The organism is Ligilactobacillus salivarius (assembly GCF_035231985.1).
GTDB lineage: Bacteria > Bacillota > Bacilli > Lactobacillales > Lactobacillaceae > Ligilactobacillus > Ligilactobacillus salivarius.
The window spans coordinates 973,836-999,942 of sequence record NZ_CP117983.1 but is presented as its reverse complement, the minus strand read 5'-3'; the positions used below and the strand labels follow the sequence as shown (position 1 = coordinate 999,942).

Genomic DNA, 26,107 nt, shown 5'->3' with positions numbered 1-26,107 from the left:
AACCTTAAAAATATTTTATAGTTTATCTTAAGGTAAATTCTTGACTATTATTGACCTTCTTTGTAATAATTATAGACAATGAGGGGTGATAGTGAATGGAACTCACTTGGATTGAAGAATTCAAGAAATATTTGTTAATTGAAAAACAATATTCAGATGAAACTTTGAAAGCTTATAGTGAAGATTTACAACATTTTGTTGATTTTATTGACGAAACTGGAGGCGCTAAATCTTTCAAAGAAATTGGTAGTAATGATGTTCATGCATATATGAGCTATCTATATGATAGATATGAAATGACATCGATTTCGAGAATGATTTCCAGCTTACGTGCATTCTACAATTTTTTAATTAAGAATGAATTAACAGATGAAAATCCCTTCGCTTATGTACAATTAAAGCGACATCCACGATCACTACCACGTTTTTTCTATGAAAAGGAAATGACCGCATTATTTGAAGCAACTGAAGGAGATACACAGATGTTGATCAGAGATAGAGCGTTGTTGGAGTCTTTGTATGGAACTGGAATGCGTGTCAGTGAATGTACAGGTTTAAAAATGGAAAGTGTAGATTTGACTAATAAAAAGATGCTTCTACATGGGAAAGGTGATAAAGACAGACTAGTACCATTTGGAAGTTACTGTCAAGAAGCATTACAACGTTATTTTGAACAAACTCGTACACCTTTAATGGAAAAATATCATCGGGATCATGATTTAGTCTTTGTAAATCATTATGGAAATCCTTTAACTCCAGCTGGGGTAGCATATATCTTAAAACAGATAGTTAAGCGTAGCAGTCTACATACCAGTATTCATCCTCATGAGTTGCGACACACATTTGCGACACATTTGATGAGTAATGGTGCGGATTTACGTGCGGTACAAGAGTTACTAGGGCATAGTAGTTTATCTACTACTCAGATCTATACTCATGTAACACCGGAACATTTACAAAGAGATTATCGAAAATTTTTCCCAAGAGCATAGAATTTAATTATTAGGAGCTGAAATTAATGACAACAATATGTGCAGTAAAACATAATGGAAAGACAGCGATTGCCGGCGATGGACAAGTTACTTTAGGTGAAAAAGTAATCATGAAAGGCAGTGCTAGAAAGGTACGTCGCATCTACAATGACAAAGTAGCAGTTGGATTTGCTGGTGGTGTAGCAGATGCAATTAACTTAGAAGAAAAATTTGAAAATAAGCTAAATGAATATAGTGGTAATTTGGAAAGAGCTGCCGTAGAATTAGCGCAAGAATGGCGAGGCGATCGTACTCTACAAAAATTAGAGGCGATGTTAATCGTAATTGATAAAGATAATTTATTAATTGTATCCGGTTCTGGTGAAGTTATTGCACCTGATAATGGTGTATTGGCAATTGGTTCTGGTGGTAATTATGCTCAAGCTGCAGCTGTAGCTCTATCAGAATATTCCAAAGATATGTCAGCAGGTGAAATTGCCAAAGCTGCTTTAAATATCGCCGCAGATATAGATATCTTTACTAACCATAATATTATAGTTGAAGAATTAGCTTAGAAATGAGGAATTTACAAGATGAATGAAATAGATAAGACACCTAGACAGATTGTTGCTGAACTTGATAAATATGTTATTTGTCAAGACAGTGCTAAAAGAGCAATTGCGGTAGCTTTACGTAATAGATATCGTCGTATGCAACTACCAAAAGATATGCAGGAAGATATATCTCCTAAAAATCTTTTGATGATTGGACCTACTGGGGTTGGTAAAACAGAAATCGCACGTCGTTTAGCTAAAATTGTTAATGCACCATTTGTAAAAGTTGAAGCAACGAAATTTACAGAAGTTGGTTATGTTGGACGTGACGTTGAATCTATGGCACGTGATTTAGTTGAAGTTGCATATCGTATGGAACAAAATGATGCTTTCAAGCAAGTTCGTGCTCAAGCTGCACAACAAGCTAACAAGCGTTTAGTTAAGTTGATCGTACCCGCTAAGAAGAAACAAGAAAATCCTAATCAATATCTTTTCAATGCTTTGAGAGATCTACAATCCGGTTCTTTCCCTAACATGAATGGAAATGATATGGAAGAAGTAACTGAAGATGTTAGAAATGAACGTTTAAGTGTTGCTGAACAATTAAAACGTGGCTTGCTAGAAAATAATGAAGTTACAATTCAAGTGGATGATCCTTCAACACAATTCAATAATCAAAGTGGTATGTTAGGACAAATGGGGATTGATTTATCTTCATTGAGTTCAATGATGCCAACTAAGAAAGTTGAACGTACAATGACAGTGGCAGAAGCTAGAGAAATCTTGATTAAAGAAGAATCTGAAAAATTAGTTAACTCTGCAGATTTGGCTGATGCAGCAATTAAACGTGCTGAAAATACAGGAATCATCTTTATTGACGAAATTGATAAAATTGCTTCTAAATCTCAACAAAATGCAGGTCAAGTTTCACGTGAAGGTGTACAACGTGATATCTTACCAATTGTTGAAGGTTCTCAAATTTCAACTAAGTATGGCTTGGTTAAGACAGACCACATTTTATTCATTGGCTCTGGTGCTTTCCATGAAAGTAAACCAAGTGATTTAATTGCCGAATTACAAGGTCGTTTTCCAATTCGTGTTGAATTAGAAGATCTATCAGTTGATGACTTTGTTAAAATTTTGACAGAACCAAACAACGCTTTGGTAAAACAATACATCGCGATGATTGGTACAGACAATATTGATGTAACATTTACAATCGAAGCTATCCATCGTATCGCTGAAGTAGCATATCAATTGAACCACGATACAGAAAATATTGGTGCACGTCGTTTGCATACTATTTTAGAAAAATTACTTGAAGACCTACTATTTGAAGGTCCAGATATGCAAATGGGCGACATCAAGATTACAGAAGCTTATGTAAATGACAAGATTGGATCAATTGTTGAAGACAAAGATTTGAGCCAATACATTTTGTAAGATTGGTATATGAATATTGCGAAAAGTATGCATTGATGTGCATGCTTTTTTGTTTTGAGGTGAAGTGTTTGTAGGATTAATGTGAAAGATTAAAAAAGTAAAGTGTGATTATAACGGAAAAATGAAATCAAAGAAATGATGTGATCGAAGCGAGAGTCTCCATTAGCATCTATAAAGGATAAAAAGTAATCTATAGTTCTTAACCCTAGATATAGAACTTTATGAAAATAGTAGATAAAATCTCCAAATCAACAAGCACTCACAACAGGGTGCTTTTTAAATGCCCAAAAATAAAAATTATGTCTATCTGCTTGTGATTGTATGTTGTTTAAAAATATGATAGAGTAGTAACATGTGTAGAGTTCAAGATAAAGGAGGACTCGTTTTCGATGTTATATAAATATAAAAAGGATTATCAAAAAATCGCGATGGGATTGTTGTCCTTTATCGCTGAATTGAAAGATATATCCAGATTACAATCAGAATTAAAATGGTATGATGCCGAAGATAATCGCAATCTTTATCTATGGAAAGACGACAGCAATGATTTTGTTGGGATTGTTGGGATTGAAGAAAATGATGATATTGTGATTGTACGTCATATTACGGTTTCTCCAGCAGTGAGAAATGAAGGCGTAAGTTTTAAGATTCTTGATGATCTCCAAAATTTATATTCAGAAAAGAAAATCATGGGAAACATTGAAACAACTAATTTAATTACAAAGTGGGAAATGAAAAATGGCTCAGGAAAATAAGCAAAACTCACGAACAGCTGAGCATTTAACGTTTAAATTGGATCAGTTTGAAGGTCCTTTAGATTTACTTTTACATTTAATCAAGCAAAATGAAATGGATATTTATGATATTCAGGTTGCAGAAATAACTTCTCAGTATATAGATTACCTTCATCAAATGCAAGATTTAAGGTTAGATATTGCTGGGGAGTATTTAGTTATTGCTGCAACTTTATTAAATATCAAAAGCAAAATGTTATTGCCTGTTGAGCAAGAACAACAAGTTGAAGAAGATTATGTCGATCCACGTGAAGATTTAGTCCAACAATTGGTTTCACACCAACTTTATCAAGAAGTTGCGGCTAAATTTCATGTAATGGAAAAACAACGAATGGAATTGTTTTCCAGAGAACAGGCAGTTAATGAAGATGTAACCTATGAAGTTTCAGAAGGAACAACGATTGATTTACTACAAAAAGCCTTCGCAAAATTGATGGCTCGTAAACAAGTAAAGAAAATCAAGAAGATTAAACGGAAAATTATTCCTGAACGTTATACAATTAAAGAAGAAATTGAAAATATTGAACATACACTCAAAATGCATAAAGGAACGATGAATTTTACTGATTTATTTGATTTTGACGGTGAGGTTGAAGTTGAAAAAGTTGTTACATCTTTTCTAGCATTATTGGAGTTGGTAAGAGTTGGTAGAGTAAGTGCGAGTCAGGAAGAAAATAATGGACCAATTCTAATGACATATGAAGGAAAGGCGGAGGAAGATGCTATCTAATCAAGCAAAAATTGAGAGTTTGCTATTTATTAGTGGAAATGAAGGGATAACATTAACCGAACTTTCTCAGATTACAGGAATTTTAAAGCCAGCTTTACATGAGCAGTTGGATAAATTAGCAGATAAGTATAAGCAAGATAGATCCTCAAGTTTGCAACTTATCCATGCGGAGGAAAGATATAAGCTGGTGACCAAACCTGCTTTAGCTGAGTTGGTAAAGAAATACCTAAATAGTAATAACATTACAGAATTAACTGGAGCAGCCTTGGAAACTTTGGCAATTATTGCTTACAAACAACCAATTACTCGTATTGGTGTTGATGAAATTCGGGGTGTGCAATCTAGTTCAATGATTCAACGTTTACAACTACTAGAGTTAATTAAAGAAAATGGTCGTTTAGATGCTCCCGGAAGACCAATTCTTTACGTTACAACTGACAAGTTTTTGGATTACTTTGGTTTAGAGAGCCTAGATCAACTTCCAGAACTTGATGAAGAAAAACAAGAAGATGAAGAAATGGATTTAATGACTTTATTTGAACAAACGACAGGTTCAACGGAAGATGAGGAGGAAGAATAATGGCTGAACGATTGCAAAAAGTTATGGCTAATGCTGGTGTAGCTTCACGTCGTGCAAGTGAAAAGCTAATCCAAGAAGGTCGTGTAATGGTTAATGGTGTTGTAGTAACTGAATTGGGAACTAAGGTTGAAAGTGACGACTCAATTTCAGTAGATGGTAAGCTTTTAAAGAAAGACGAAAAAAAAGTTTATTACTTACTTTATAAACCACGTGGAGTTATTTCAGCAGCTAAAGATAACAAGGGACGTGAAGTTGTAACAGACTACCTAAAAGATGTTCCTGAACGTTTGTATCCAGTAGGAAGATTAGATTATGATACTTCTGGATTACTAATCTTAACTAATGATGGTGATTTTGCTAATCAAATGATGCACCCTCGTTATAAAGTAGATAAGACTTATGTTGCTAAAGTTGAAGGACTAATCACACCTGATAGCATTAAGAAGTTACGTAATGGAGTAGTTATAGACGGTAAACCTACTAGCCGTGCTAGAGCTAAAATTATATCACGCGATGCTAAAAAGAATACTTCAATAGTTTCATTAACAATTCATGAAGGACGTTATCATCAAGTTAAGAAAATGTTTGATGCAGTAGGACATAAAGTCCAAAAACTTTCACGAACAACTTATGGTACATTGACACTTGATGGTTTAACTTCAGGTGAATATCGTGAACTTTCACATAATGAAGTACGTGAACTTTTGAAACTTATAAATAATAAGTAAAAAAAGATTGATTACCGCTTACATTTATGATACTATATAGGTGTTGAAAAAAATAATATAAAGTATAGGTGTCTTCAGAGGCAGGGTGAAATTCCCGACCGGCGGTTAAAGTCCGAGAGCTGCTATTGTATGTAGTGGTTGAACTGGTTTGATTCCAGTACCGACAGTATAGTCTGGATAAAAGAAGATGAGCGATTATCAAGTAAATAAAATAACAAAGCTCTGTTGATTCCTTAGTCAACAGAGCTTTTTACTTGTAATTACTCTGGTACTTGTGAAGGGACCTCAAGTGGAGGTTTTACTATGAGAAATGTTTCAATCAAAAGATATGCAATAATTGCATGTCTCGCCGCTATTTCATATTTACTAATGTTTATTTCATTTGCAGTTATTCCAATTGTGCCATATATGAAAGTAGACTTTGCGGATATTCCAATTTTATTAGGATTCTTCGTATTAGGTGTTAGTGGTGGTATTGAAATCGCAGTGTTAAGATCAGTTCTATACTTTTTGATTACCGGTCCATCAATCGCAAGTTTGATTGGAGTTGGAACTAATTTATTGGCTACATTAACAATTTGCTTGCCAATGTATTATATCTTACATGAAAAGCATGACTTGAAGAGATACATTATTGCGATTGTTGTATCAACTATCTCATTGACATTCTGGTTATCTATAGGTAACTGGTTAGTGATTACACCATTATACATGGCAGTGTTAGGTATGAAATTAACTTTACCTTTAAGTCAATTAGTGTTATATGGAGTATTGCCATTTAATCTTATTAAAGGTGTAATTGTTGGGACAGTCTTCGTACTAGTTTACGCAAAGATTCATGTATGGTTGGATAACAAAGCAAACGAATTTCTTGCTGAAACAAAAACAAAATCAATCTAGAAAATAAATGTAGAGTCGTTAGGCATTTGTCTAGCGACTTTTTTACTTGGAAATAGACCTTAACTATAATTAAACTTATATTTATGGTAAACTAGGTTGTACTAATAGATTCGGAGTGATTATATTTTGGAAAGTTGGATATTTCTAGGGCTAATTTTATTGATTGCGTATCTGGGAAAGAATTCCTCGCTATTAATTGCAGGAGCAGTAGTAATGGTAATCAAGCTTTTCCCATTTCTATCGCAAAAATTATATCCAGTTATTCAAGCGAAAGGAATTAACTGGGGTGTAACAATCATTTCAGTTGCAATTTTAATTCCTATCGCTACTGGACAGATTCAATTTAAAGACTTGATTAATGCGATGAAAACTCCAGCTGGTTGGATTGCAGTTGTTTGTGGAATTTTAGTAGCAATTTTATCCAAACATGGAGTTAACTTGTTATCATCAACTCCACAGGTAACAGTAGCTTTAGTAATTGGAACAATCATTGGAGTAGTATTTTTAAAGGGTGTAGCAGCTGGGCCAGTTATTGCAGCCGGAATTACATATTATTTAGTTACACTGCTGAATTTGAGTTTTAGCTAATTATGGAGGAAAAAATGTTAAAAAATATCTTAGGTAGAGAAATTATTGCGAAGGTAACAGATTTTAATGATAAATATATCTTTGCACAAGTAGAAGGTTTAACTTTTAGAATGGCACGTGATGAGCTTTTAAAAGCACCTAAAATTAATTCATCATTGAAAGGTTTTGCTTATATCAATGATAATCATCAATTACAGTTGACTAAAAAGGTTCCTAAAGTTCAAGTTGATAGGTATGCTTGGGGAACAGTCGTTAGCAGCCGTAAGGACTTAGGTGTATTTGTTGATATAGGTTTACTTAATAAAGATATCGTAGTATCAATTGATGATTTACCAGAGTTACCACAATTATGGCCACAAAAAGGTGATAAATTGATGATTGGACTAGCAATTGATGCTAAAGATAGGATGTGGGGCAAGCTAGCTACTCCTGAAATGTTCCAAACCATTAGTGGAATGGCCAAGAAAAATATGCAAAACAAGAATGTAACAGCTACAGTCTATCGTTTGAAATTAGTAGGAACTTTTGTAATAACAGATGACTACTACTTAGGCTTTATTCATCCATCTGAACGAGAAGTTGAACCACGTTTAGGCGAAGTTGTTAAGGCACGTGTAATTGGAGTAAAAGATGATGGTACATTAAATCTATCTATACGTCCACGAGCATATGAAGCAATTAGCGATGATTCACAAATGATATTGATGGCCTTACAACACACATCGGCTAAGCAATTACCATTTACAGACAAATCATCGCCAGACGAAATCAAGGCCTACTTCGGTATTAGTAAAGGTCAATTTAAACGTGCAGTTGGTCATTTAATGAAAGCAGGTCTAGTTAAACAAGCAGACGGATTTTTGATTTTAAATGAAAATTAGAGGTGAGTAGCGATTAATAATATTTTAATGGACTATTTGCATTATTTAAAAGTTGAGCGTGGCTTATCAGAGAATACGATTAATAGTTATGGAATTGATCTCAAATTGTTTTTAGAGTATTTAAGGGAAAATGAAATTCCATCTTTTAAGCAAGTGAATAAAGAGGTTATCGTCAACTATATGCAAGCTGAGAAGAATAACAATAAAGCTAATTCCAGTATTTTACGTAGTGTTAGCAGTTTAAGAAAGTTTTTTCAGTATTTAGCGCAAGAAAAAATTATTGAAAAAGACCCAATGTTGTTAATTGATACACCAAAGAAGAAACAACATTTGCCCCAAGTATTAACCAAAGAAGAAGTTGAAAAACTATTGCATTCGCCTAATACTGGACAGGTATTAGGTTTAAGAGACAGGGCGATGTTAGAATTGATGTATGCTACTGGTTTGCGTATCAGTGAAATTATTAATTTGAAGCTCGAAGATCTACACTTAACAATAGGAACTTTGCAAACATTAGGGAAAGGACATAAAGAACGTATCGTTCCGGTAGGCGATGAAGCAATTAAATGGATAAATCGTTATTTAGAAGAAGCACGTCCTAAATTATTGAAGCAAAAGCGTAGTAATTACTTGTTTTTGAACTTTCATGGGAATAACTTAACGCGTCAGGGTGTATGGAAAAATTTGAAGGCAGAAGTAAGAAAAGCTGGAATTCAAAAAAATATAACACCACATACCTTGCGTCATTCATTTGCGACCCATATTTTAGAAAATGGGGCAGATTTAAGAATTGTTCAAGAGTTATTAGGGCATGCAGATATTTCAACAACACAGATTTATACGCATCTTTCAAATAAGCAATTGACGGATATTTATAATCGTGCTCATCCTAGAGCATAAAAAAACAGGATTTGAAACTGGAAAATCAGATTTCAAATCCTGTTTTTATTATTAACTAATGTCCGGCTTGGTTACCGCCATTATTTCCAGCTGGTGTTGCTGGAGTGTTGTTGTTTTGTGTATTGTTGTTACCACCTGTAGTAGTTGTTGCACTACTGTTAGCTGATGTACTGCTTGCAGTAGAAGTACTGCTTTCGCTAGCATTACTGTTAGAATCACTACCAGAAGACTTTTCATCGCTAGAAGAAGTGCTGCCAGAAGATTCTTTATCACTAGAAGAACTTGAGGAACTAGATGAAGATTCATTGATTCCTGAAGAACTTCCTTTACCAGTGATTGTAGGAGCAGCTGAACCAGCTAGGTAAAGTTCACGTTGGCCATTAATTGTTCTAGAGTAAACATTACTTGGTTTAGTCCAGTCGGTATTTGAAACTCCTTGGGATAGGTAAGTCATCAACACTTTATAAATCTGTTGTGCCAGCTTGGAGTTATTCGGAACATAATTACCAGGTTCATACTGGTGATCATATCCAACCCAGACAGAAATGGAATAATGTTTAGTATATCCATCAAACCAAGAATCCATTGCTGCATCAGATGGGAATTGACCACTGACATCAGATGGATAAGCAGTTGTACCAGTTTTACCAGCTTGGTATAAACCAGAAATATTAGCTGCAGTACCAGAACCATTAGAAGAAGTGATAACTTGTTTCAACATATCAGTAATCATGTAAGCAGTTGAGGATTGCATTACACGTTTACCAGAGCTAGAGTAGTCATTTACTTGACCGTCTGCAGTTTCAATCTTATCAATATAAGTTGGTTCATAGTAAGTACCACCGTTAGCAAAAGCAGCATAAGCAGCCGCATTTTGTAATGTTGATGCTGGAAGTCCAATACCATTTTGTAAGGACAAGCCTTTAGTATCATAACCAAGATTACTCAAGAATGACTTAGCTTTAGTCATACCAACTGCTTGTAGAGCTCTAATCGCAGGAACGTTTCGAGATTCAATCAAAGCTTGACGCATGGTAATTGTACCTTTGTAGCGATTATCAAAGTCATATAATTGAGTTGATGTTCCAGGATAGTAGAACTTGGTATCCTTCAAAGCGTGGTAAGTAGCCCAATCTAGATATTCAATTGCTGGTGCGTAATCCATAACAGGCTTAGCTGTCGAACCACTAGAGCGGTCAGTTTGAACAGCACGGTTTAAACCATAAGTTACATCGCCAGTCTTACGTCCACCAATCTGAGCAATAACTTTACCATTATTAGGATCAACAACTGTTGTCGCAACTTGCATAGTATCGTTAGGGAAGTCTACATAGTAGTCAGTATTAACGATGTTATAAAGTTTCTTTTGTGCATCCATATCTAAATTGGTGTAAATCTTTAAGTTTCCAGAATAAGGATCATAGCCTTTTTCCTTAGCTTCAGCAATTACTTCTTTTAGATAGGAGTCAGAAATTTTTGCTTTTTGTGAAGTTGTGCTTTCTTGTTCATGTGTTTGGACAAGACCATCTGTTACATCCTCTTGCTTAGCTTCATTAGCTTGAGCTTGTGAGATCTTTTTATTAGCTACCATTGCATCTAAAACATCATTACGACGTTGAGTAGCTAATTTAGGACTCGAATATGGATTGTAAGTAGAAGGAGCGTTAGGAATACCTGCAATCATTGCAGTTTGTGCTAAATCAAGATTCTTTAATGATTTACCATAATAATACTTGGCTGCAGTTTCCATACCATAAGTGCCATATCCCATGAAAACTTTGTTAATGTAGAAAGTCAAAATTTGTTCCTTGGAATATTCTTTGTCCAATTGCATCGCTAACCAAGCTTCTTGTGACTTACGCTTGAGCGTTTGATCTGACTTCTTAGTTGAGAAGAAAGAAAGCTTGATTAACTGTTGATCTAAAGTACTACCACCTTGTAGACCGGCGGAAGAACCAGTGACGTTTGAAAGGGCAGCAGACACGATACGAACAGGATCAACACCGTGATGCTTATAGAAACGTCTATCTTCAATGGAAACAACAGCATCCTTCAATTGTTGAGGAATGTCTTCCGTCTTTATGTAAGTACGATTCTCATTTCCAAGTGAAGTTATCTTATCACCATTAGCGTCGTAGATAACGGAATTACCGGCACTTGTAAGTTTGTTTTCTGAAAGCTCAGGGGCATTTTTAGCATAAACGAAAAATACCGTAGCTCCAATAACAAAAAGTGCCAAAAGTGCTGTTAAAGCGCCTAAAATAATCTTTTTGACTAAGCCACTATTTTTATTAGGCTTGCGAGGGTTATTTCGACTTTCTTCTTCGCGACGTTTTGCCACACGAGAAAGTCTAGAATTTTCATTACTATCCATTTTTATCTCCTTTAATAAAGTTTAATGAATTATGAATTAGCAATTAATAAGTCTACCCCCTTCAAGAAGGGAATTCTTGGAGAAATTGAGTAATTCAATTTATATCCAAGCTGTTCAATTTCTGCTTTAGGAATTGATTTACGTGACTTATCTTGTTCATCCCAGTACTTAAAAAGTAAATCAGCAGGTAAAATAAATAACTCGTCAGTCTTAGTAAACTTAACAATAGTAAAACAAATTCCTCCTTGCTTCTGGCAGGCTCTCATGTGTTCAACCTGATGTGCATGAAAGTTGCGTAAAGGAAAAGAGGAAATATTAGTTGTTTCTTTAGCTTCAAAGTCGAGATATTTACCCTTATAAACACCGTTGTAGTCTGTTGTCGAAGCTTGCTTAAAGTAGGCTTCTTTAATAACAGCGGCGCTTCTCTTAGGATAATCAACACTAACTATTTGGATTGGTATCGGTTTCTTATGAATGACAGCAATCCCTTGACTCAAATAATATTGATTACTTTCATTGATTTCTTCTTCAAGTGACATTCCACGATTTCCATAAATTGTCTTAGAACGATTGTGATTGATGCTGCGATGATTTACCTTATTAACTAAACTAGGATGATTTTCATTTTTATGATAGTCGTAAGCACGACCATTCGGATAATGGAAAACCATTAATTCATCACGCTCCTATCCAACTAATTATACCAAGCCCGCCATGTATTAGCAAAATAATTATGTGTAACTTAGTTGTAACAAACGTTTAACATAGAGGGATATTTATTACTATAAATGTAAAAAAGATAGGCCCATTATAAGACCTATCTCATGAATAATATTTATTAAGCTTTTTTCTTTATAACATTTACAAATCCCGCTAAGATGCAAAGAACCGTAACTAAGAATGGGAAGATTGCAAATGGAATAAAGTCTAGTGGATTAACGCGTAGGGTGCCGGCGATAAATACACCACTAACACTCCAAGGAACGACAGCATTAATTGCAGCACCGGCATCATTGAGGACACGAGTAAGAGCTGTTCTAGGTAAATTGTGGTGATCAAAAGCTTCTTTGAAGGATTCACCTGGTAAAATAATTGCAAGGTAATGTTCACCAACTAAAAGGTTAACACCGATACAAGTTAAAGCAGCAGAAATAGTTAAACCAACGATACCTTTGACAGATTCTTCAATCTTAGTGATGATCACACCGATAATGTTGAATTTGATTAAAAGTCCACCCAAAGCTAGGGCAAAAATAATTAATGCAAGTGAAGTAAGCATACTACTAATTCCACCTTTTGAAAGAAGAAGGTTGATATTTTTGTTAGGTGTATGAGCAACGAATCCATTCATGATCAATTCAGTAATAGAATTAATGGAGATATTTGGATTATGAATCCAGCCTAGAATAACCGCAGATAAAGCACCTAGTCCTAATGAAGGAATTGCAGGAACTTTAAAGATAGCTAGGATGATCAACAAGATAACAGGTAACATGGTCCATGGTGAAATCCAGAAGTTATTTTGTAATTGATCAAGCATAACATTGATAGTGTGTAAACTAGCTGGTTTTGGATGTAATCCCATAAGTGTGAAGAATATTAATGAGATAAACCAAGCTGGTAAATCAGTCCAAAGAAGTGACTTGATATGAGTGTAGATGTCAATTTCTCCGGTGCTAGCAGCTAAGTTGGTTGTTCCAGACAATGGTGAAATGTTAGAACCACAGAATGCTCCAGAAACAATTGCACCAGCTGTTAGGCCAGGACTAAAATGTAAAGTTGTACCAATACCGATAAAGGCAATTCCCATAGTAGAAACACTGGTAAATGAACTACCACAAGCAATTCCGACCAAGGTACAAACTAAGAAGACAGTAGGGAGGAAAAATTGAATAGAAATAATTTTAAATCCCCAAAACATAACAGTAGGAATGGTTCCTGAGAAAATCCAAGTAGCAATTAAAACACCAATTGTTAAGAAAATTACAAGTGGATCAACCCCAGCACGTAAACCAGTACGCATACCGTCAATGATCGTGTCCCAAGTGAATCCACGTAAGCGACCGTAAACCATTAAAACAACAAAAGCGATTAATAATGGTGCTTGTGGTTCTTGATGTTGTCCAATAATTAGGAAACCTAAAATTCCTAGAATAATAGCTAAAACAATAATACTTTCCCCTAAGCCTAAAATAGGTTCACTTTTCTTAATTAATTTCTTCATAATAATTTCTCCATTTCTTATAATAAAATATTAATCGTCACTGAAAAAATATTGATAATAATAATCCATACATCATCACTCCTTTTAAACAAAAAGCCCCACGACTGACTAATCAGCCGTGGGACGAAATTCTCGTGGTACCACCCAGTATTTATGCAATAACTTGCACCTCAATTGCTGTATCGTAAGCAAACGCAATTCTAATTTTGATGGTTGTAATTCATTAGAATACTATGGTTTAACTTGCAGCTACCGTTAACTCTCTTAGCCGGGGAGTATCTAACTACTGGGTTCCATTAGAATTATTAGAGATCTTTAATTTATAACTTAGGTTAATGCATGCAAAAACATTTGTCAACACATTTATTTGCTAAAATCCAAAATTATTTAAAACTAACTACCAGTCAATTAATGTAAATAACCATATTGTAGAGTATATTTGAACTGGTAAAATAATTAATTGTGAGGTGAAAATATGAATTTATGGGTAACAGGTTATCGGAGTTATGAGTTGGGAGTTTTCAATTCAAAAGATAAAAAGGTAGAAGTGATCAAATATGCATTACAAAAGAAGATCCTTGAAAAAATTGATGAGGGTTTAGAATGGGTTATCACTGGAGCACAAATGGGAATTGAACAGTGGACTTGCGAAGTAGTAGCAGAAATGAAAAAAGAATATCCGGAGCTTAAGTTAGCTATCATGATGCCTTACAGTGAATTTGCTGGAAATTGGAATGAAGCTAATCAGGAAAGTTTTTCAATACGTTGTTCACTGGCAGATTTTGTAGGAGAAGTTAGTAAGGAAAAATATAAGAGTCCGATGCAACTTAAAAATTATCAAAACTTTATGTTAGATCATACGGATCAGGCGATGTTAATCTATGATCCTGAACATGAAGGTAAGACAAAGTACGACTATGAAATGATAAAGAAGTATGGCGAACAAGAAGATTATCCATACGATTTAGTAGATATGTATCAGCTCCAAGAATTTGCGGAAATGTATCAAGAAAAGCATAGTTTTTAAAAACGAAAATCGCCCTTGTTAGTTCGGTTTTTGTGTAGTATAATCTCAAATAATAATATTTTAAGAGGATATACAGTTAAAATACGAATTATAGAAATGGGTGTTATAAATTTTGGAAAAGCAAAAACTTATTAAATTGATAGATGTCGCTGCAGGGCGTAAAAAAGCTGATTTAGTTTTAAAGAACGCAAAGATTGTAGATGTTTTTCAAGCTAAAATTTTAATAGGAGATATTGCTATTTCTGACGGTTACATCGCTGGAATTGGTGGAAGTTATCAAGGTGTAGAAGAACGTAATTACACTGGCAAGTATGTTGCACCAGGTTTCATTGAAGCTCATATTCATATCGAGTCATCCTATGTTTCTCCAGAAGAATTTAGTCGAGTTTTTATTCCAAGAGGAACGACAACCATCTTGGCTGATCCTCATGAAATCGTAAATGTTGCTGGATTAAAAGGTCTAGATTATATGGTAAATGCTGCAAAGAACGCAAAGATGGATATTCGCTACATGATGCCACCATGTGTTCCAGCAACTAATTTTGAAACTTCAGGTGCAGATTTATATGCTGATGATATGGAAGATGCATTAAAGACAGGTGAAGTTGATGGCTTAGCAGAACTAATGAATTTTCCAGGAGTTATTAACGCTGACGATAAGATGATTGATGAAATTCTTATGGCTAAAAAGTATGGTGCTCGAATTGACGGGCATGCTCCTCAAGTAGTAGGAAAAGACTTAAATGCATATATTGCTGCTGGTCCAGCTAACGATCATGAATGTTCGACTTTAGAGGAAGCTGAAGAACGTTTAGCACGTGGAATGTATCTTTTATTACGTGAAGGTTCAGTTACACAAGATTTACGTAAGCTATTGCCAATTGTTAATACTGCTAATTCACGTCGTTGCTTGTTATCTGGCGATGATGTACAGGCAAAAACAGCAATTAATAAAGGACACTTAGATAATAATATTAGAATATGTATTGATGAAGGCTTGAATCCAATTACTGCTATTCAAATGGCTACATTAAATCCAGCTGAATACTGTGGCTTGAATGATAGAGGAGCAATTGCACCAGGTCGTCGTGCAGATATGGTCGTTTTTGAAAGTTTAGAAGACTTTGCTGTTGAAGAAACTTATATTTTAGGTGAAAAGTTAAGCCAAGGAAATGAATATTTAGGTGAAGTTAACTACTATCCAATTGATAGTGTTGAATCTTCTATGCATGTTAAGGATTTTACACGCGAAAAGCTTCAACTACATTTAAATAGTGACAAAGTTCGTGCAATCGGAGTAGTACCAGGTGAAGTTTTGACAACTGAAGAGCATGTGACAGTAAAACGTGATGGCGATGGTAACTTTGTATATAATGATCATGAAGATGTCACAAAGATTGTCGTTGTTGAACGTCACCATAATACTGGAAATGTAAATGTGAACCTATTAAGTGGATATGGTATTAAAGCTGGAGCGATCGCAATTTCTATTGGACATGATTCACATAATATTATTGCTACTGGAACTAATGATGATGACATCTTCATGGCTGTTAACGAACTTATCAAGCAAGAAGGTGGAGCAGTCGTAGTTAAAGATGAAAAAGTTATTTCACGTATGGAATTGAAGATTGCAGGATTGATGTGCAATTTACCAGCTGAGAAAATGATTGCGCAACAAGATGCACTTGATGAAGCTGTTCATGAAGAATTAGGTGTACCAGATAATGTTAACCCAGTAATGACTTTGAGTTTCATGCCATTAGCAGTAATTCCAAAGCTAAAAATTACAGATAAAGGGTTAGTTGATGTTGAAAAGAATGCTTTTGTCAGCAATGAGTTAGACTAAAATCAAATTATTTTAAAATATATCTTTCAATCAACAAAAACGTATGCTATAATGGTTTTTGTTGATGCGGGTGTAGTTTAGTGGTAAAACCACAGCCTTCCAAGCTGTTGTCGCGAGTTCGATTCTCGTCACCCGCTTATATATGTGAGTATAGTCAGTAAGGTTTTCTTACTGGCTATTTTTTTATTATCAGTAATTTTAGTATAAACAAAAAAGTAGCTCTACTATATAGTATGACTACTTAAAAATAATCTTTATTAACAAGAGATACTATTCTTCTATTTCATAGGCTAAGTATTTATAAGCAAATTGGTATCCTAGTTTTTGTGCTAAACGCAAAGATATTTTAGTATGAGCATCCCAGCTTGGATATAGGCCTTGGTCAAGGCAAGTTATTATTAATTGAGAACAAACAATTGTTGCTAATCCTCGTCTTTGAAAATCTGGATGTGTGGCAACTTCAATTTCAATTCCATTTTGATATGATGAAAAAGAACTAGCTCCTGCAACGATACTTTGGTCATTAACAATTACATAACCAAGTCCCAATTTTTTAAACTCATCATAGTTACTATAATTTCCTACCAAGTCAGTTGACCATTCTTTTTGTAAACATTGATCATATAAACTAGCATCAATTGAGTGAATTTGAAATTCTGGTGATAGTTTTTCAATGTTTAATTGGAGTTTGGGTGTATCAAAATTAGTATCCTTGAGGGTTGCATAACGCGTAAATTTTCTGACTTGATCACTACAATATCTCTCAATCATGTTAGCCCATTCTGTATTTTGGGGTACCATAATTAAATCAGAACAAGCGTTAACGGCAGTAGTAATAAGGTTCAAATCAGGTTTTCCAGCAAAAAAAGCAAATGCTGAATTGATGCCTAGTATTGCTAATGCTGATTGAGGATTAGAATCATTATCAACAATAATTTGTCCCATAGTCCCATCTAAACATGACCAAATTATTGTTTGATCCCATCCAGTAAATAGTGAGTGAACCTTTTGCATAGTTTGTTCATTCATAATTTTTGTATCCTTTCTGAATCTTTCTGTGTCTGTAATTTAAAACTTATTATTTTGATTGCAAAATTCTCTATTATAATAGATTATCAGATTGTTTTGTTTATAAATCAACATTGCATCATTTTTTATAGTAGAAACTGTTATTGTACAATTATTATAACGTACTCATTTATTGACTACTTAATGAGTTTGACCATTACAAAATAATTTGATATTATACTTTAAGTGTGCATAAACTTTTAAAGAATTAATTGAAACCTTTAATATACACAACTTTAATAGTATAATTATGCCTGAGCAATAATTTAAAGTATTGCAGATAATGATCGTTAATACTTTGAAAATGGGTCAGGTTGACTAGCGATCTGGCTCGCCTTTTTGCTTATGTTAAATTATTTTGAGAGGTGCTGCTTTTGGAAAACTTTGATTATTTACAAATGTTGGCTGGAGAACTTTACATAGCTCGTGATGTTGCTGAAGTATGTGATCCTCGCGAAGGACGTGAAATTACAAGGCAAATTAATCAAACTGATCGCAATGAAAGGGAGAAAATCAAGCGTTTAGTAGGAAAAATTGTAGCACACAAAGATGATAATTACTGGATAACACCACCTGTATATGTTGATTATGGGAAACATATCACTGTGGGCAGCAACTTTTATTGTAATCTGGATTGTATTTTTCTTGATGTTAATAAAATTACAATTGGTGACAATGTTATGGTTGGACCAAGAGTGAGTTTCTACACAGCTGGTCATCCAACTGATGCAGAAATCAGAAATGAAGCGTTAGAATTTGGATTACCAATTACTGTAAAAGATAATGTCTGGATAGGTGGAAATGTTGTAATTCTACCAGGAGTAACAATCGGTAAAAATTCAATTGTTGCTGCTGGCGCGGTAGTTACAAAAGATGTACCTGACAATGTAATTGTTGGTGGCAATCCAGCTAGAGTTATTCGTGAAATAGGGGAAGACGATAAGGCAAAGTGGGAACGAATGAAAGATACATATTATAGAAAGAAAAAAGAATTCGAGGAGAGATAATTTTGAATACAAGAAAAAATAGCTCAGATTTTCCTGTGCGTCGTTGGTATGGCGATGCTTTTGGGATTAGTGGAGCAGTCTTCTTATTAACATTATTACTAGTGATATTTAATGTAAAGGTATTTGTTAATTTTGAAGATAATATTACCGCTACTTTCCAATCTATGTTTGGTTTACCCAAAATGGATTATAGTGGTGGATTATTAAACGATATCATGACATTTGTGGCATCTTATTTTGATACTAAGCCAATTATTGCAATCACAATTGTAGTGGGAATTGTATTGATTTTAAGACGTCAAATTAAAATAGGCATTTGGTTGATGTATGTTGTGGCAAGTGGTGGCATCATAGGATTAGTATTAAAAGCTTTGATCAAGCGTCCACGTCCACTTCATCATCTTCCAATTGATGATGGATATTCATTCCCAAGTGGACATTCTCTAGCAAGTACTTTATTGATTTGGGCAATCATCTTCGTTGTTCTTCCCTTAATCAAGAAGGAAAATGTTCGTAGAATTGTTGGTTGGTTGTTAGTCTTATTGTGGGTATTAATCTTATTCTCTAGACTATACTTTGCAGCTCATCACTTTGGCGATGTCCTAGGTGGTGTAAGTTTCTCACTTGCTTGGTTATGGTTGAATATGGCGTTATATCCCAAGATTTTTATGAGAAATTAGAAATTTAATTCAGGGTATATTTTTAAGGATTCTAAGAAAGAATTTTTCTTGGGATCCTTTTTATTTTGGCCTTAATATTTGCATAATAATTTTTAGAATTGCTTGTATGGTAAAATAATAGTAGGAAGTAATATTTTATTGAATAATAGTAAACAATTATGAAAGGGGTTTATTATATGGATGATAAGTTAGTAAATTGGATTGCAGAATTACAAAGTATCGCACAAGCTGGTTTAACTTATGGTAAAGATGTTTATGATCGTGAACGTTATCAACGTATTAGAGAAATCACTGCTGAAATGATGGCAGCCAAAACTGGACTTTCATTGGAAAAAGTGACTGATTTGTTTTGTGGTGAAACTGGTTATCAAACGCCTAAAGTGGATACAAGAGCGGCTATTTTTAAAGATAACAAGATATTACTTGTACATGAGAGCGATGGTACTTGGTCTTTACCTGGTGGTTGGGTTGAATTTAATCTATCAATAAAGGAAAATACGATAAAAGAAATTCGTGAAGAAACAGGATTAGAGGCAACTGCAGAGAAAATAATCGCTATACATGACAGAAATAAGCATAATGTTCCTGAATATGTATATGGTGTCTGCAAGATTTTCGTTTTGTGCCGAGTTCATGGTGGAGAATTTGTAAAGAATATCGAAACGACAGGTTTTGAATACTTTGCTGAAGATTAAATTCCTACTCTCGCTCTTGCCAAGAATAATGAAGAACAGGTAAAAATGTGTTTTCGTGCTTATAATGATCCAAATTGGGAAGTGGAGTTTGATTAATGTTTAATAAATTTTGGGGAAGAGACGTTGAAATAGTCGACATTGATGATAGAAAATGGATAGGTTATGTAGCAGGGATTGAGTCTCCTGCTGATTCAGACGATAATCAATGGTGGCTAGATGTAGAAGTGCCTGATCCTGGTTTTGAAACAGGTCTAGCAATATCAGAAAGTGAAATAAAGCAAATTAAAATTATAAATTAGCTTATACACATATTATAGTAATTTCCGTACAATCTTAAGTATTATCGGCCGTCTTTTTGACGGTTATTTTATTGTTGTCATTTTTTAGATTGCAATTACCCAACGAATAACTATAATTAGACTTAACATAAAGAGATGAATGTAGGTGGTTTAATGTATGACATTTTGGCAATCCAAAATAAATGGGTTAACAAGTTAGTCTGGCTTCGGCGGCGTGTCATTGTAAGAGCAGTGCAACGAACCTTACTATCCTTGTTTCCGTTTGCTCTTTTAGGAAGCATCGCCAGAGTTGTTTCAATTTCATTTTTATCAGACAAAGGGTTTATTAACAGTATCCTTGCGATGCCCAAATGGTTTCCGGATTTCCGTTTAGTAAAGCTATTATTCAATAACTTTGCGACCTTTACAATTGGTATTTTAGCTTTGCTAGCGGCATACTATTGTGCCAAGTATACGGCTGAATTTTATCGGGAAGATCAGCAAGTAGCAGGTATTACAGGTTTGATCTCTTATTTATTCGTATGTATGGTAAATGTTTCTGAAAATGGGGACGGTATTATTAATTTACCAGTAGATGCGATGATGTTAGGGGCAAACGGAATCCTTTTAGGCCTATTGGTTGGTTACATAACAGGACAAATTTTTCGAAAGTTTGGAGGCATTGATTTAAAAAAGGCTAAAAGTCATTCGCCAAATGTGTTAGAGAAAGCATTTAATTCACTTTTAGCAATTATTCTTTCATTTCTAGTAGCAATTGTCATTAATGGATTATTGTATCTATTCTTTAGATATGGTGTATACGATGCAATCGCTGATTATGTAACAAGCATCTCCCTTAAACATAGCAATTTTTCAATGACGCTATTTGGAACTTTTGTCACAACAATTTTTGCCTGGTTAGGATTTAGTGGACCTTATCAATATCGTTCATTTGTAGATGATAATACCTCTGTTGAAAATCTTAATTATGCATTGAAATATCACTCTGTTTGGGGTGTACCACATCCATTCTCAGAATATTCGCTCTACCACAGTTTTGGGGCTTTTGGTGGAATTGGCTCGATTTTAGCTCTGATTGTAGCGATCTTAATTGTTTCTGGAGCAGGAAGCTATCGTCGCGTTGGTGTGTCTGGCCTAATACCAACACTATTTAATAGTGGGACTTCTGTCATGATAGGACTCCCAGTGATGTTTAATCCTTTATATTTAATACCGTTTATTCTTACTCCGATATTGAATATAGTAATTGCAGCTCTAGCCATTATTGCACATATTATGCCACCAGTTGTTTATCCAGTACCAATGGGGACACCTGGACCTTTAGTAGCTTTTATCGGTACGGGAGGAAATTTTGTAGCTCTAATAATTGGAGTTATTGTCTTTTTTATCGACATTATAGTCTATATTCCTTTTGTTAAACTGAACGAACAAATATGGTTGAAAATGCAATATATTTACTTGCAAGAAGAAAAGGAGGGCGAGTAAATGACTAAAAAACGAACAAGAATTATCTTATTTGTGACCTTAATTTTTATCATTCTACTCGCAATTCCTTCTTATTTTTGGACTAAGAGTAATATCAAAGAATTAAATGCTTTCTACAATTCTAAGCTTTCGCCGGTAATTATGATTCCAGGAAGTTCAGCCACAGAGAATAGATTTGATACTTTGGTAACAAAACTCAATCAACATACTAGAAATAAACATAGCTTGTTGAAGGTTAAAGTTTGGAATAATGGAAAAATTACCTATAAGGGTAAAATTAAGGCTAATGACAATGAACCAATTATTGTAGTGGGATTTGAAAATAATAAAGATGGTTATAGCAATATAAAGAAACAAGCACGCATGTTTAATCAAGCATTCGCAGCATTGCAAACTCGTTATAAATTTAATAATTTTAAAGGAATTGGTCATTCTAATGGTGGATTAATATATACTGACTTCTTAGAACAGTATTTCAATGAGTATAGTCAAGTTGAGATTAAACGACTAATGACAATTGGTACACCGTATAATTTTGATGAAACGTCTATTTCTAATAAAACAGAAATGTTGGCAGACTTTATTGCGAATAGAGAAAGTATTCCAACCAATCTTACTGTTTATTCGGTGGCAGGGACTGAAACCTATGATTCTGATAGACTAGTACCAGAAAGTAGTGTTTCAGCTGGTAAATATATTTATCAAAAACAAGTAAAGCATTTCACTGAAATAACTGTTACAGGGGAAGATGCAGAACATTCAGACTTACCTCAAAATGATGAAGTTGTAAGCTTAATTGAACGTTACATTCTCGATAATCAGAATCAAGGAATGAACCAAAAAGGAAAGAATCCACAAGATAATTTACAAAAGCAAGATAAAAAATAGATAGTTATGCCGGTTAAAAACTGGTATAACTATCTTTTTTTAGAAATAATAACTTTTTAAATGATTTTGAAAAATAAAGACAAGTTAGATTACAACGAGCAAAAATAAAATTTAAATAATGCATAGTAAAAGTTATTGAATTTTATTTCAAATATGCTATACTCTAAGCATTGAATAAAGTAAACATTGATGAAAAAGGGACTATTCATAAGGATAGATACAGCGAGTCTGGATAGTGTAAGCAGATGCTATCCTGAATAGTTTGGCGTTTTCGGAGTTTATACGAATTAAGTTGCTAGTTTAACTAGAAGTAGGGTGGAACCGCGATGACGAAAGATCGTCCCTATGTAACCAGAGGCGTTGCATAGGAACGGTCTTTTTCTTATGCAACGAGTTTGATTAGCTTTCGAATCATTTATTCAAAGGAGTATTGTAATGACAAAGAAATTAGCATTGCAAGATATTATTTTAACGTTGCAACAATTTTGGGCTAAACAAGGCTGCATGTTGATGCAATCATATGATACTGAAAAAGGTGCCGGAACAATGAGTCCTTATACATTCTTGAGAGCTATTGGACCAGAACCATGGAATGTTGCCTATGTAGAACCATCACGTCGTCCTGCTGATGGTCGTTATGGTGATAACCCTAACCGTTTATACCAACATCACCAATTCCAAGTTTTGATGAAACCATCTCCAAGTAACATTCAAGAACTTTACCTTGATAGTTTACGTGCCTTAGGTATTGAACCTAAAGAACATGATATTCGTTTCGTTGAAGATAACTGGGAAAATCCATCTATGGGTTGTGCCGGTGTTGGTTGGGAAGTATGGCTAGATGGAATGGAAATTACTCAATTTACTTACTTCCAACAAGTTGGTGGTTTAGAAGTTAAACCAGTTGCTGCCGAAGTAACATATGGTTTGGAACGTCTATCATCATATATTCAAGACGTAGACTCTGTTTATGATCTAGAATGGGCTGACGGTGTTAAGTACGGTGATATTTTCAAAGAACCTGAATATGAACATTCCAAGTATTCATTTGAAGAAAGTAACCAAGAAATGTTACTAAACTTATTTGATACATTTGAAACAGAAGCTAAGAAGCAACTTGCAAATGGACTAGTTCATCCAGCTTACGATTATATTTTGAAATGTAGTCATACTTTCAACTTACTTGATGCTCGTGGTGCAGTATCTGTAACAGAAAGAGCTGGTTACTTATCAAGAATTAGAAATATGGCTAAATCTGTAGCCAAAGTATTCGTAGCTGAAAGAAAGAAACTAGGTTACCCATTAATTAAAGATGAAAAACTAAGACAAGAGTTACTAAAGGAGGAAAAATAATGGCTCATACATTTTTACTAGAAATCGGACTAGAAGAAATACCAGCACATGTTGTTACTCCTAGTGTTAACCAATTAGTACAAAAGACAACAAAATTCTTAAAAGAACAAAGAATAGATTTTGATGAAGTTATCCCATATTCAACTCCACGCCGCTTAACAGTAAAAGTAACAGGCTTAGCTGATAAACAAGCTGATATTGAAGAAGAAGCTAAGGGACCTTCAAAGAAAATTGCTTTAGATGACGAAGGTAATTGGTCAAAAGCTGCTCAAGGTTTCGTTAGAGGTCAAGGCGTAACAGTCGACGATATCTTCTTCAAAGAATTAAAAGGTACAGAATACGTATACGTTAAGAAATTTATTCCTGGCAAACCAGTTACTGAAGTTTTAGCAGGAATGAAAGACGTAGCGATGGACTTAAAATTCCCTACAATGATGCGTTGGGGATCTAATGATTTTGAATATGTTCGTCCAATTAAGTGGTTAGTAGCTTTATTAGATGATGAAGTAGTACCATTTGAAATTTTAGATATTAAAACAGGTCGTACAACTCAAGGACATCGTTTCTTAGGTGAAGCAGTTGACGTTCCATCAGCTGACAAGTACTTAGAAACATTAGAAACACAAAAAGTAATTGCTGATGCTGGGGTTAGAAAAGCAGAAATTCGTAAACAAATTGATGCTTTAGCAACTGAAAATAATTGGAACATTGTTGTTGATGAAGACTTATTAGAAGAAGTTAACAACTTAGTAGAATATCCAACTGTTTTTGCTGGTAAATTCAAAGAAGAATACTTGCAAGTGCCAAATGAAGTTTTAATTACTTCCATGAAAGATCATCAACGTTTCTTCTACGTAACAGATAAAGAAGGTAACTTATTGCCAAACTTTGTATCTGTTAGAAACGGTAACAAGGATTACTTAGAAAATGTTGTAGCCGGCAATGAAAAAGTGTTAACTGCTCGTCTAGAAGATGCTAAGTTCTTCTATGAAGAAGATCAACAACATACAATTGCTGACTATGTTGAAAGATTAAAGAAAGTTATGTTCCACGATAAGATTGGTACTATCTATGAAAAGATGGAACGTGTAAATCTATTAGCTAAGTTCCTTGGAGACAAGCTTGGTTTATCTGAAACTGAATTAAAAGATTTAGACAGAGCATCTATGATCTACAAATTCGACTTAGTAACAGGTATGGTTGGTGAATTCTCTGAACTTCAAGGTATCATGGGTGAAATTTATGCTCGTTTACAAGGTGAAGATGACAATGTAAGTACTGCAATTCGTGAAGAATACATGCCAACAAGCTCTGAAGGTGAACTACCTCAAAGTAATGTAGGTGCAGTATTATCAATCGCTGACAAATTAGACAGCATTCAATCATTCTTTGCTGCTAACATGATCCCAAGTGGTTCTAATGACCCATATGCATTACGTCGTCAAGCTTTAGGTATTATCAGAATTGCTTTAGATAAGGGTTGGGAGATTTCTTTACCAGTATTACATGCAGCAATCAATGATGCCTTTGCTAAACGCGATGACCTATACAAGAATACAAATCCTGCCGATAATGCAGCAGAAATGGATGAATTTGTAAATGATCGTCTAGCACAAGTATTAAGTGGTAATAAGTTACGTCGTGATATTCTAGATACAGTAGTAGCTAGAGCTGATATGCCATTTATTCAAGCATTACAAGCTGCACAAGTTTTAAGTAAACATGCAGAAGATGATAACTTTAAAGAAGTTATTGAAGCTCTAACTCGTGTTACTCGTTTGGCTAAGAAAGCTCCAGAATTTGGTAGCGATGCTGTAATTGACAGTACTTTATTTGAAAATGATACTGAAAAAGTTCTTGCTGATGAGTTTGCTAAGGTTGAAGCAGGTTATGGCGATGCAGAAATGAATGAAAAATTTGCTATTTTAAGTTCATTGAAAGACAGCATTACAGCTTACTTTGATGCTACTATGATTATGGCAGATGATGAAAAAGTTAAGAATAATAGATTATTGCAATTAGTTAAGATTGCTGAGTTAACAGAAGATTTCGGATCATTAGATAAATTAATTGTAAAATAATACACTCA

At 34.4% G+C, this 26,107-nt stretch carries 24 protein-coding genes, 1 tRNA gene, 1 pseudogene and 1 riboswitch; of the genes and pseudogenes, 22 read left to right on the top strand and 4 right to left on the bottom strand.

The annotated features are described in order from the left end of the window. Window positions 1-95: 95 nt before the first annotated feature. The 11 genes from xerC (at window position 96) to xerD (ending at window position 9,069) form a co-directional block, all read left to right on the top strand. Window positions 96-992 (top strand): tyrosine recombinase XerC, encoded by an 897-nt coding sequence (gene xerC / locus PTA89_RS05005; RefSeq protein WP_003700321.1) that lies wholly within the window; start codon window positions 96-98, stop codon window positions 990-992. Between the two features lie 26 nt (window positions 993-1,018). After that, a complete protein-coding gene (hslV, locus tag PTA89_RS05000; RefSeq protein ID WP_003700319.1) occupies window positions 1,019-1,546 on the top strand; it encodes an HslVU peptidase proteolytic subunit in 528 nt (175 codons plus the stop codon). Window positions 1,547-1,564: 18 nt separating this feature from the next. Then, on the top strand, window positions 1,565-2,968 hold the full coding sequence (gene hslU, locus PTA89_RS04995; RefSeq protein WP_324177013.1) for an ATP-dependent protease ATPase subunit HslU: 1,404 nt from the start codon (window positions 1,565-1,567) through the stop codon (window positions 2,966-2,968). A gap of 389 nt (window positions 2,969-3,357) precedes the next feature. Continuing rightward, window positions 3,358-3,723 (top strand): reductase, encoded by a 366-nt coding sequence (locus PTA89_RS04990; protein ID WP_003700315.1) that lies wholly within the window; start codon window positions 3,358-3,360, stop codon window positions 3,721-3,723. Continuing rightward, a complete protein-coding gene (locus tag PTA89_RS04985; protein WP_044004912.1) occupies window positions 3,707-4,492 on the top strand; it encodes a segregation and condensation protein A in 786 nt (261 codons plus the stop codon). The genes PTA89_RS04990 and PTA89_RS04985 overlap by 17 nt, the downstream gene beginning before the upstream one ends. Further along, window positions 4,482-5,072 (top strand): SMC-Scp complex subunit ScpB, encoded by a 591-nt coding sequence (scpB, locus tag PTA89_RS04980; protein ID WP_003700312.1) that lies wholly within the window; start codon window positions 4,482-4,484, stop codon window positions 5,070-5,072. Before PTA89_RS04985 ends, scpB begins: the two co-directional genes overlap by 11 nt. Next, window positions 5,072-5,800 (top strand): pseudouridine synthase, encoded by a 729-nt coding sequence (locus tag PTA89_RS04975; RefSeq protein WP_003700309.1) that lies wholly within the window; start codon window positions 5,072-5,074, stop codon window positions 5,798-5,800. The genes scpB and PTA89_RS04975 overlap by 1 nt, the downstream gene beginning before the upstream one ends. A 66-nt stretch (window positions 5,801-5,866) precedes the next feature. Beyond that, a riboswitch (FMN riboswitch) is annotated at window positions 5,867-5,993 on the top strand. A gap of 110 nt (window positions 5,994-6,103) precedes the next feature. After that, complete coding sequence (locus tag PTA89_RS04970) at window positions 6,104-6,700, top strand: ECF transporter S component (RefSeq protein ID WP_069469241.1); 597 nt, start codon at window positions 6,104-6,106, stop codon at window positions 6,698-6,700. Between the two features lie 126 nt (window positions 6,701-6,826). After that, window positions 6,827-7,288 (top strand): DUF441 domain-containing protein, encoded by a 462-nt coding sequence (locus PTA89_RS04965; protein ID WP_003701769.1) that lies wholly within the window; start codon window positions 6,827-6,829, stop codon window positions 7,286-7,288. A gap of 14 nt (window positions 7,289-7,302) precedes the next feature. Beyond that, window positions 7,303-8,169: a CvfB family protein gene (locus PTA89_RS04960; RefSeq protein WP_324177012.1), complete on the top strand. Its 867-nt coding sequence runs from the start codon at window positions 7,303-7,305 to the stop codon at window positions 8,167-8,169. A gap of 27 nt (window positions 8,170-8,196) precedes the next feature. After that, complete coding sequence (xerD, locus tag PTA89_RS04955) at window positions 8,197-9,069, top strand: site-specific tyrosine recombinase XerD (protein WP_081540787.1); 873 nt, start codon at window positions 8,197-8,199, stop codon at window positions 9,067-9,069. Window positions 9,070-9,124: 55 nt separating this feature from the next. On the opposite strand, the gene PTA89_RS04950 is transcribed toward xerD, so the two are convergent. The 3 genes from PTA89_RS04950 to nhaC form a co-directional block, all read right to left on the bottom strand. Next, window positions 9,125-11,443: a transglycosylase domain-containing protein gene (locus PTA89_RS04950; protein ID WP_324177011.1), complete on the bottom strand. Its 2,319-nt coding sequence runs from the start codon at window positions 11,441-11,443 to the stop codon at window positions 9,125-9,127. A gap of 29 nt (window positions 11,444-11,472) precedes the next feature. Beyond that, window positions 11,473-12,114, bottom strand: a complete 642-nt coding sequence (gene recU / locus PTA89_RS04945) for a Holliday junction resolvase RecU (RefSeq protein ID WP_003700298.1) — start codon at window positions 12,112-12,114, stop codon at window positions 11,473-11,475. Window positions 12,115-12,281: 167 nt separating this feature from the next. After that, the gene (gene nhaC / locus PTA89_RS04940) at window positions 12,282-13,667 is read right to left on the bottom strand and encodes a Na+/H+ antiporter NhaC (protein WP_003707699.1); all 1,386 of its coding nucleotides are present in this window, start codon (window positions 13,665-13,667) and stop codon (window positions 12,282-12,284) included. 475 nt (window positions 13,668-14,142) lie between these two features. Between nhaC and PTA89_RS04935 the strand changes: the two genes are divergently transcribed. The 3 genes from PTA89_RS04935 to PTA89_RS04925 all read left to right on the top strand — a co-directional run bounded on the left by PTA89_RS04935 (window position 14,143) and on the right by PTA89_RS04925 (window position 16,680). Then, window positions 14,143-14,694: a DUF1273 domain-containing protein gene (locus tag PTA89_RS04935; protein WP_034998020.1), complete on the top strand. Its 552-nt coding sequence runs from the start codon at window positions 14,143-14,145 to the stop codon at window positions 14,692-14,694. Between the two features lie 112 nt (window positions 14,695-14,806). Beyond that, window positions 14,807-16,543 carry an adenine deaminase gene (gene ade / locus PTA89_RS04930; RefSeq protein WP_276469665.1) on the top strand — a complete coding sequence of 579 codons (1,737 nt, stop codon included), beginning with the start codon at window positions 14,807-14,809 and terminating at the stop codon, window positions 16,541-16,543. A 66-nt stretch (window positions 16,544-16,609) separates the two neighbouring features. Continuing rightward, window positions 16,610-16,680 (top strand) — tRNA-Gly (locus tag PTA89_RS04925). Between the two features lie 133 nt (window positions 16,681-16,813). Here PTA89_RS04925 and PTA89_RS04920 read toward each other — a convergent pair. Beyond that, window positions 16,814-17,572, bottom strand: a complete 759-nt coding sequence (locus PTA89_RS04920; protein WP_324177010.1) for a GNAT family N-acetyltransferase — start codon at window positions 17,570-17,572, stop codon at window positions 16,814-16,816. A 413-nt stretch (window positions 17,573-17,985) separates the two neighbouring features. Between PTA89_RS04920 and PTA89_RS04915 the strand changes: the two genes are divergently transcribed. The 8 genes and pseudogenes from PTA89_RS04915 to glyS all read left to right on the top strand — a co-directional run bounded on the left by PTA89_RS04915 (window position 17,986) and on the right by glyS (window position 26,099). Next, entirely contained in the window at window positions 17,986-18,618 is a 633-nt protein-coding gene (locus tag PTA89_RS04915; protein ID WP_253005639.1) for a sugar O-acetyltransferase, read from the top strand. A 2-nt stretch (window positions 18,619-18,620) separates the two neighbouring features. After that, complete coding sequence (locus tag PTA89_RS04910) at window positions 18,621-19,298, top strand: phosphatase PAP2 family protein (protein WP_003700286.1); 678 nt, start codon at window positions 18,621-18,623, stop codon at window positions 19,296-19,298. A gap of 176 nt (window positions 19,299-19,474) precedes the next feature. Next, a pseudogene (locus PTA89_RS04905) lies at window positions 19,475-20,089 on the top strand (NUDIX hydrolase N-terminal domain-containing protein). After that, complete coding sequence (locus PTA89_RS04900) at window positions 20,089-20,292, top strand: hypothetical protein (protein WP_069469247.1); 204 nt, start codon at window positions 20,089-20,091, stop codon at window positions 20,290-20,292. The pseudogene PTA89_RS04905 and the gene PTA89_RS04900 overlap by 1 nt, the downstream one beginning before the upstream one ends. A 135-nt stretch (window positions 20,293-20,427) precedes the next feature. After that, window positions 20,428-21,777, top strand: a complete 1,350-nt coding sequence (locus tag PTA89_RS04895) for a PTS transporter subunit EIIC (RefSeq protein WP_324177009.1) — start codon at window positions 20,428-20,430, stop codon at window positions 21,775-21,777. Then, on the top strand, window positions 21,778-22,665 hold the full coding sequence (locus PTA89_RS04890) for an alpha/beta hydrolase (protein WP_034998033.1): 888 nt from the start codon (window positions 21,778-21,780) through the stop codon (window positions 22,663-22,665). It begins immediately after the preceding gene. 435 nt (window positions 22,666-23,100) lie between these two features. Next, on the top strand, window positions 23,101-24,018 hold the full coding sequence (gene glyQ, locus PTA89_RS04885; RefSeq protein ID WP_003700278.1) for a glycine--tRNA ligase subunit alpha: 918 nt from the start codon (window positions 23,101-23,103) through the stop codon (window positions 24,016-24,018). After that, complete coding sequence (gene glyS / locus PTA89_RS04880; RefSeq protein ID WP_324177008.1) at window positions 24,018-26,099, top strand: glycine--tRNA ligase subunit beta; 2,082 nt, start codon at window positions 24,018-24,020, stop codon at window positions 26,097-26,099. Before glyQ ends, glyS begins: the two co-directional genes overlap by 1 nt. Window positions 26,100-26,107: the final 8 nt, after the last annotated feature.

Excerpts from the sequence above, each read along its gene's own strand:
- PTA89_RS04935 (WP_034998020.1), top strand. The coding sequence starts at position 14,143 with ATGAATTTATGGGTAACAGGTTATCGGAGTTATGAGTTGGGAGTTTTC.
- PTA89_RS04950 (WP_324177011.1), bottom strand. The coding sequence starts at position 11,443 with ATGGATAGTAATGAAAATTCTAGACTTTCTCGTGTGGCAAAACGTCGC.
- scpB (WP_003700312.1), top strand. The coding sequence starts at position 4,482 with ATGCTATCTAATCAAGCAAAAATTGAGAGTTTGCTATTTATTAGTGGA.
- PTA89_RS04920 (WP_324177010.1), bottom strand. The coding sequence starts at position 17,572 with ATGAATGAACAAACTATGCAAAAGGTTCACTCACTATTTACTGGATGG.
- PTA89_RS04985 (WP_044004912.1), top strand. The coding sequence starts at position 3,707 with ATGGCTCAGGAAAATAAGCAAAACTCACGAACAGCTGAGCATTTAACG.
- recU (WP_003700298.1), bottom strand. The coding sequence starts at position 12,114 with ATGGTTTTCCATTATCCGAATGGTCGTGCTTACGACTATCATAAAAAT.
- hslV (WP_003700319.1), top strand. The coding sequence starts at position 1,019 with ATGACAACAATATGTGCAGTAAAACATAATGGAAAGACAGCGATTGCC.
- PTA89_RS04970 (WP_069469241.1), top strand. The coding sequence starts at position 6,104 with ATGAGAAATGTTTCAATCAAAAGATATGCAATAATTGCATGTCTCGCC.
- glyS (WP_324177008.1), top strand. The coding sequence starts at position 24,018 with ATGGCTCATACATTTTTACTAGAAATCGGACTAGAAGAAATACCAGCA.
- PTA89_RS04990 (WP_003700315.1), top strand. The coding sequence starts at position 3,358 with ATGTTATATAAATATAAAAAGGATTATCAAAAAATCGCGATGGGATTG.
- PTA89_RS04975 (WP_003700309.1), top strand. The coding sequence starts at position 5,072 with ATGGCTGAACGATTGCAAAAAGTTATGGCTAATGCTGGTGTAGCTTCA.
- nhaC (WP_003707699.1), bottom strand. The coding sequence starts at position 13,667 with ATGAAGAAATTAATTAAGAAAAGTGAACCTATTTTAGGCTTAGGGGAA.
- PTA89_RS04960 (WP_324177012.1), top strand. The coding sequence starts at position 7,303 with ATGTTAAAAAATATCTTAGGTAGAGAAATTATTGCGAAGGTAACAGAT.
- hslU (WP_324177013.1), top strand. The coding sequence starts at position 1,565 with ATGAATGAAATAGATAAGACACCTAGACAGATTGTTGCTGAACTTGAT.
- xerD (WP_081540787.1), top strand. The coding sequence starts at position 8,197 with ATGGACTATTTGCATTATTTAAAAGTTGAGCGTGGCTTATCAGAGAAT.
- PTA89_RS04890 (WP_034998033.1), top strand. The coding sequence starts at position 21,778 with ATGACTAAAAAACGAACAAGAATTATCTTATTTGTGACCTTAATTTTT.
- PTA89_RS04900 (WP_069469247.1), top strand. The coding sequence starts at position 20,089 with ATGTTTAATAAATTTTGGGGAAGAGACGTTGAAATAGTCGACATTGAT.
- xerC (WP_003700321.1), top strand. The coding sequence starts at position 96 with ATGGAACTCACTTGGATTGAAGAATTCAAGAAATATTTGTTAATTGAA.
- PTA89_RS04895 (WP_324177009.1), top strand. The coding sequence starts at position 20,428 with ATGAATGTAGGTGGTTTAATGTATGACATTTTGGCAATCCAAAATAAA.
- glyQ (WP_003700278.1), top strand. The coding sequence starts at position 23,101 with ATGACAAAGAAATTAGCATTGCAAGATATTATTTTAACGTTGCAACAA.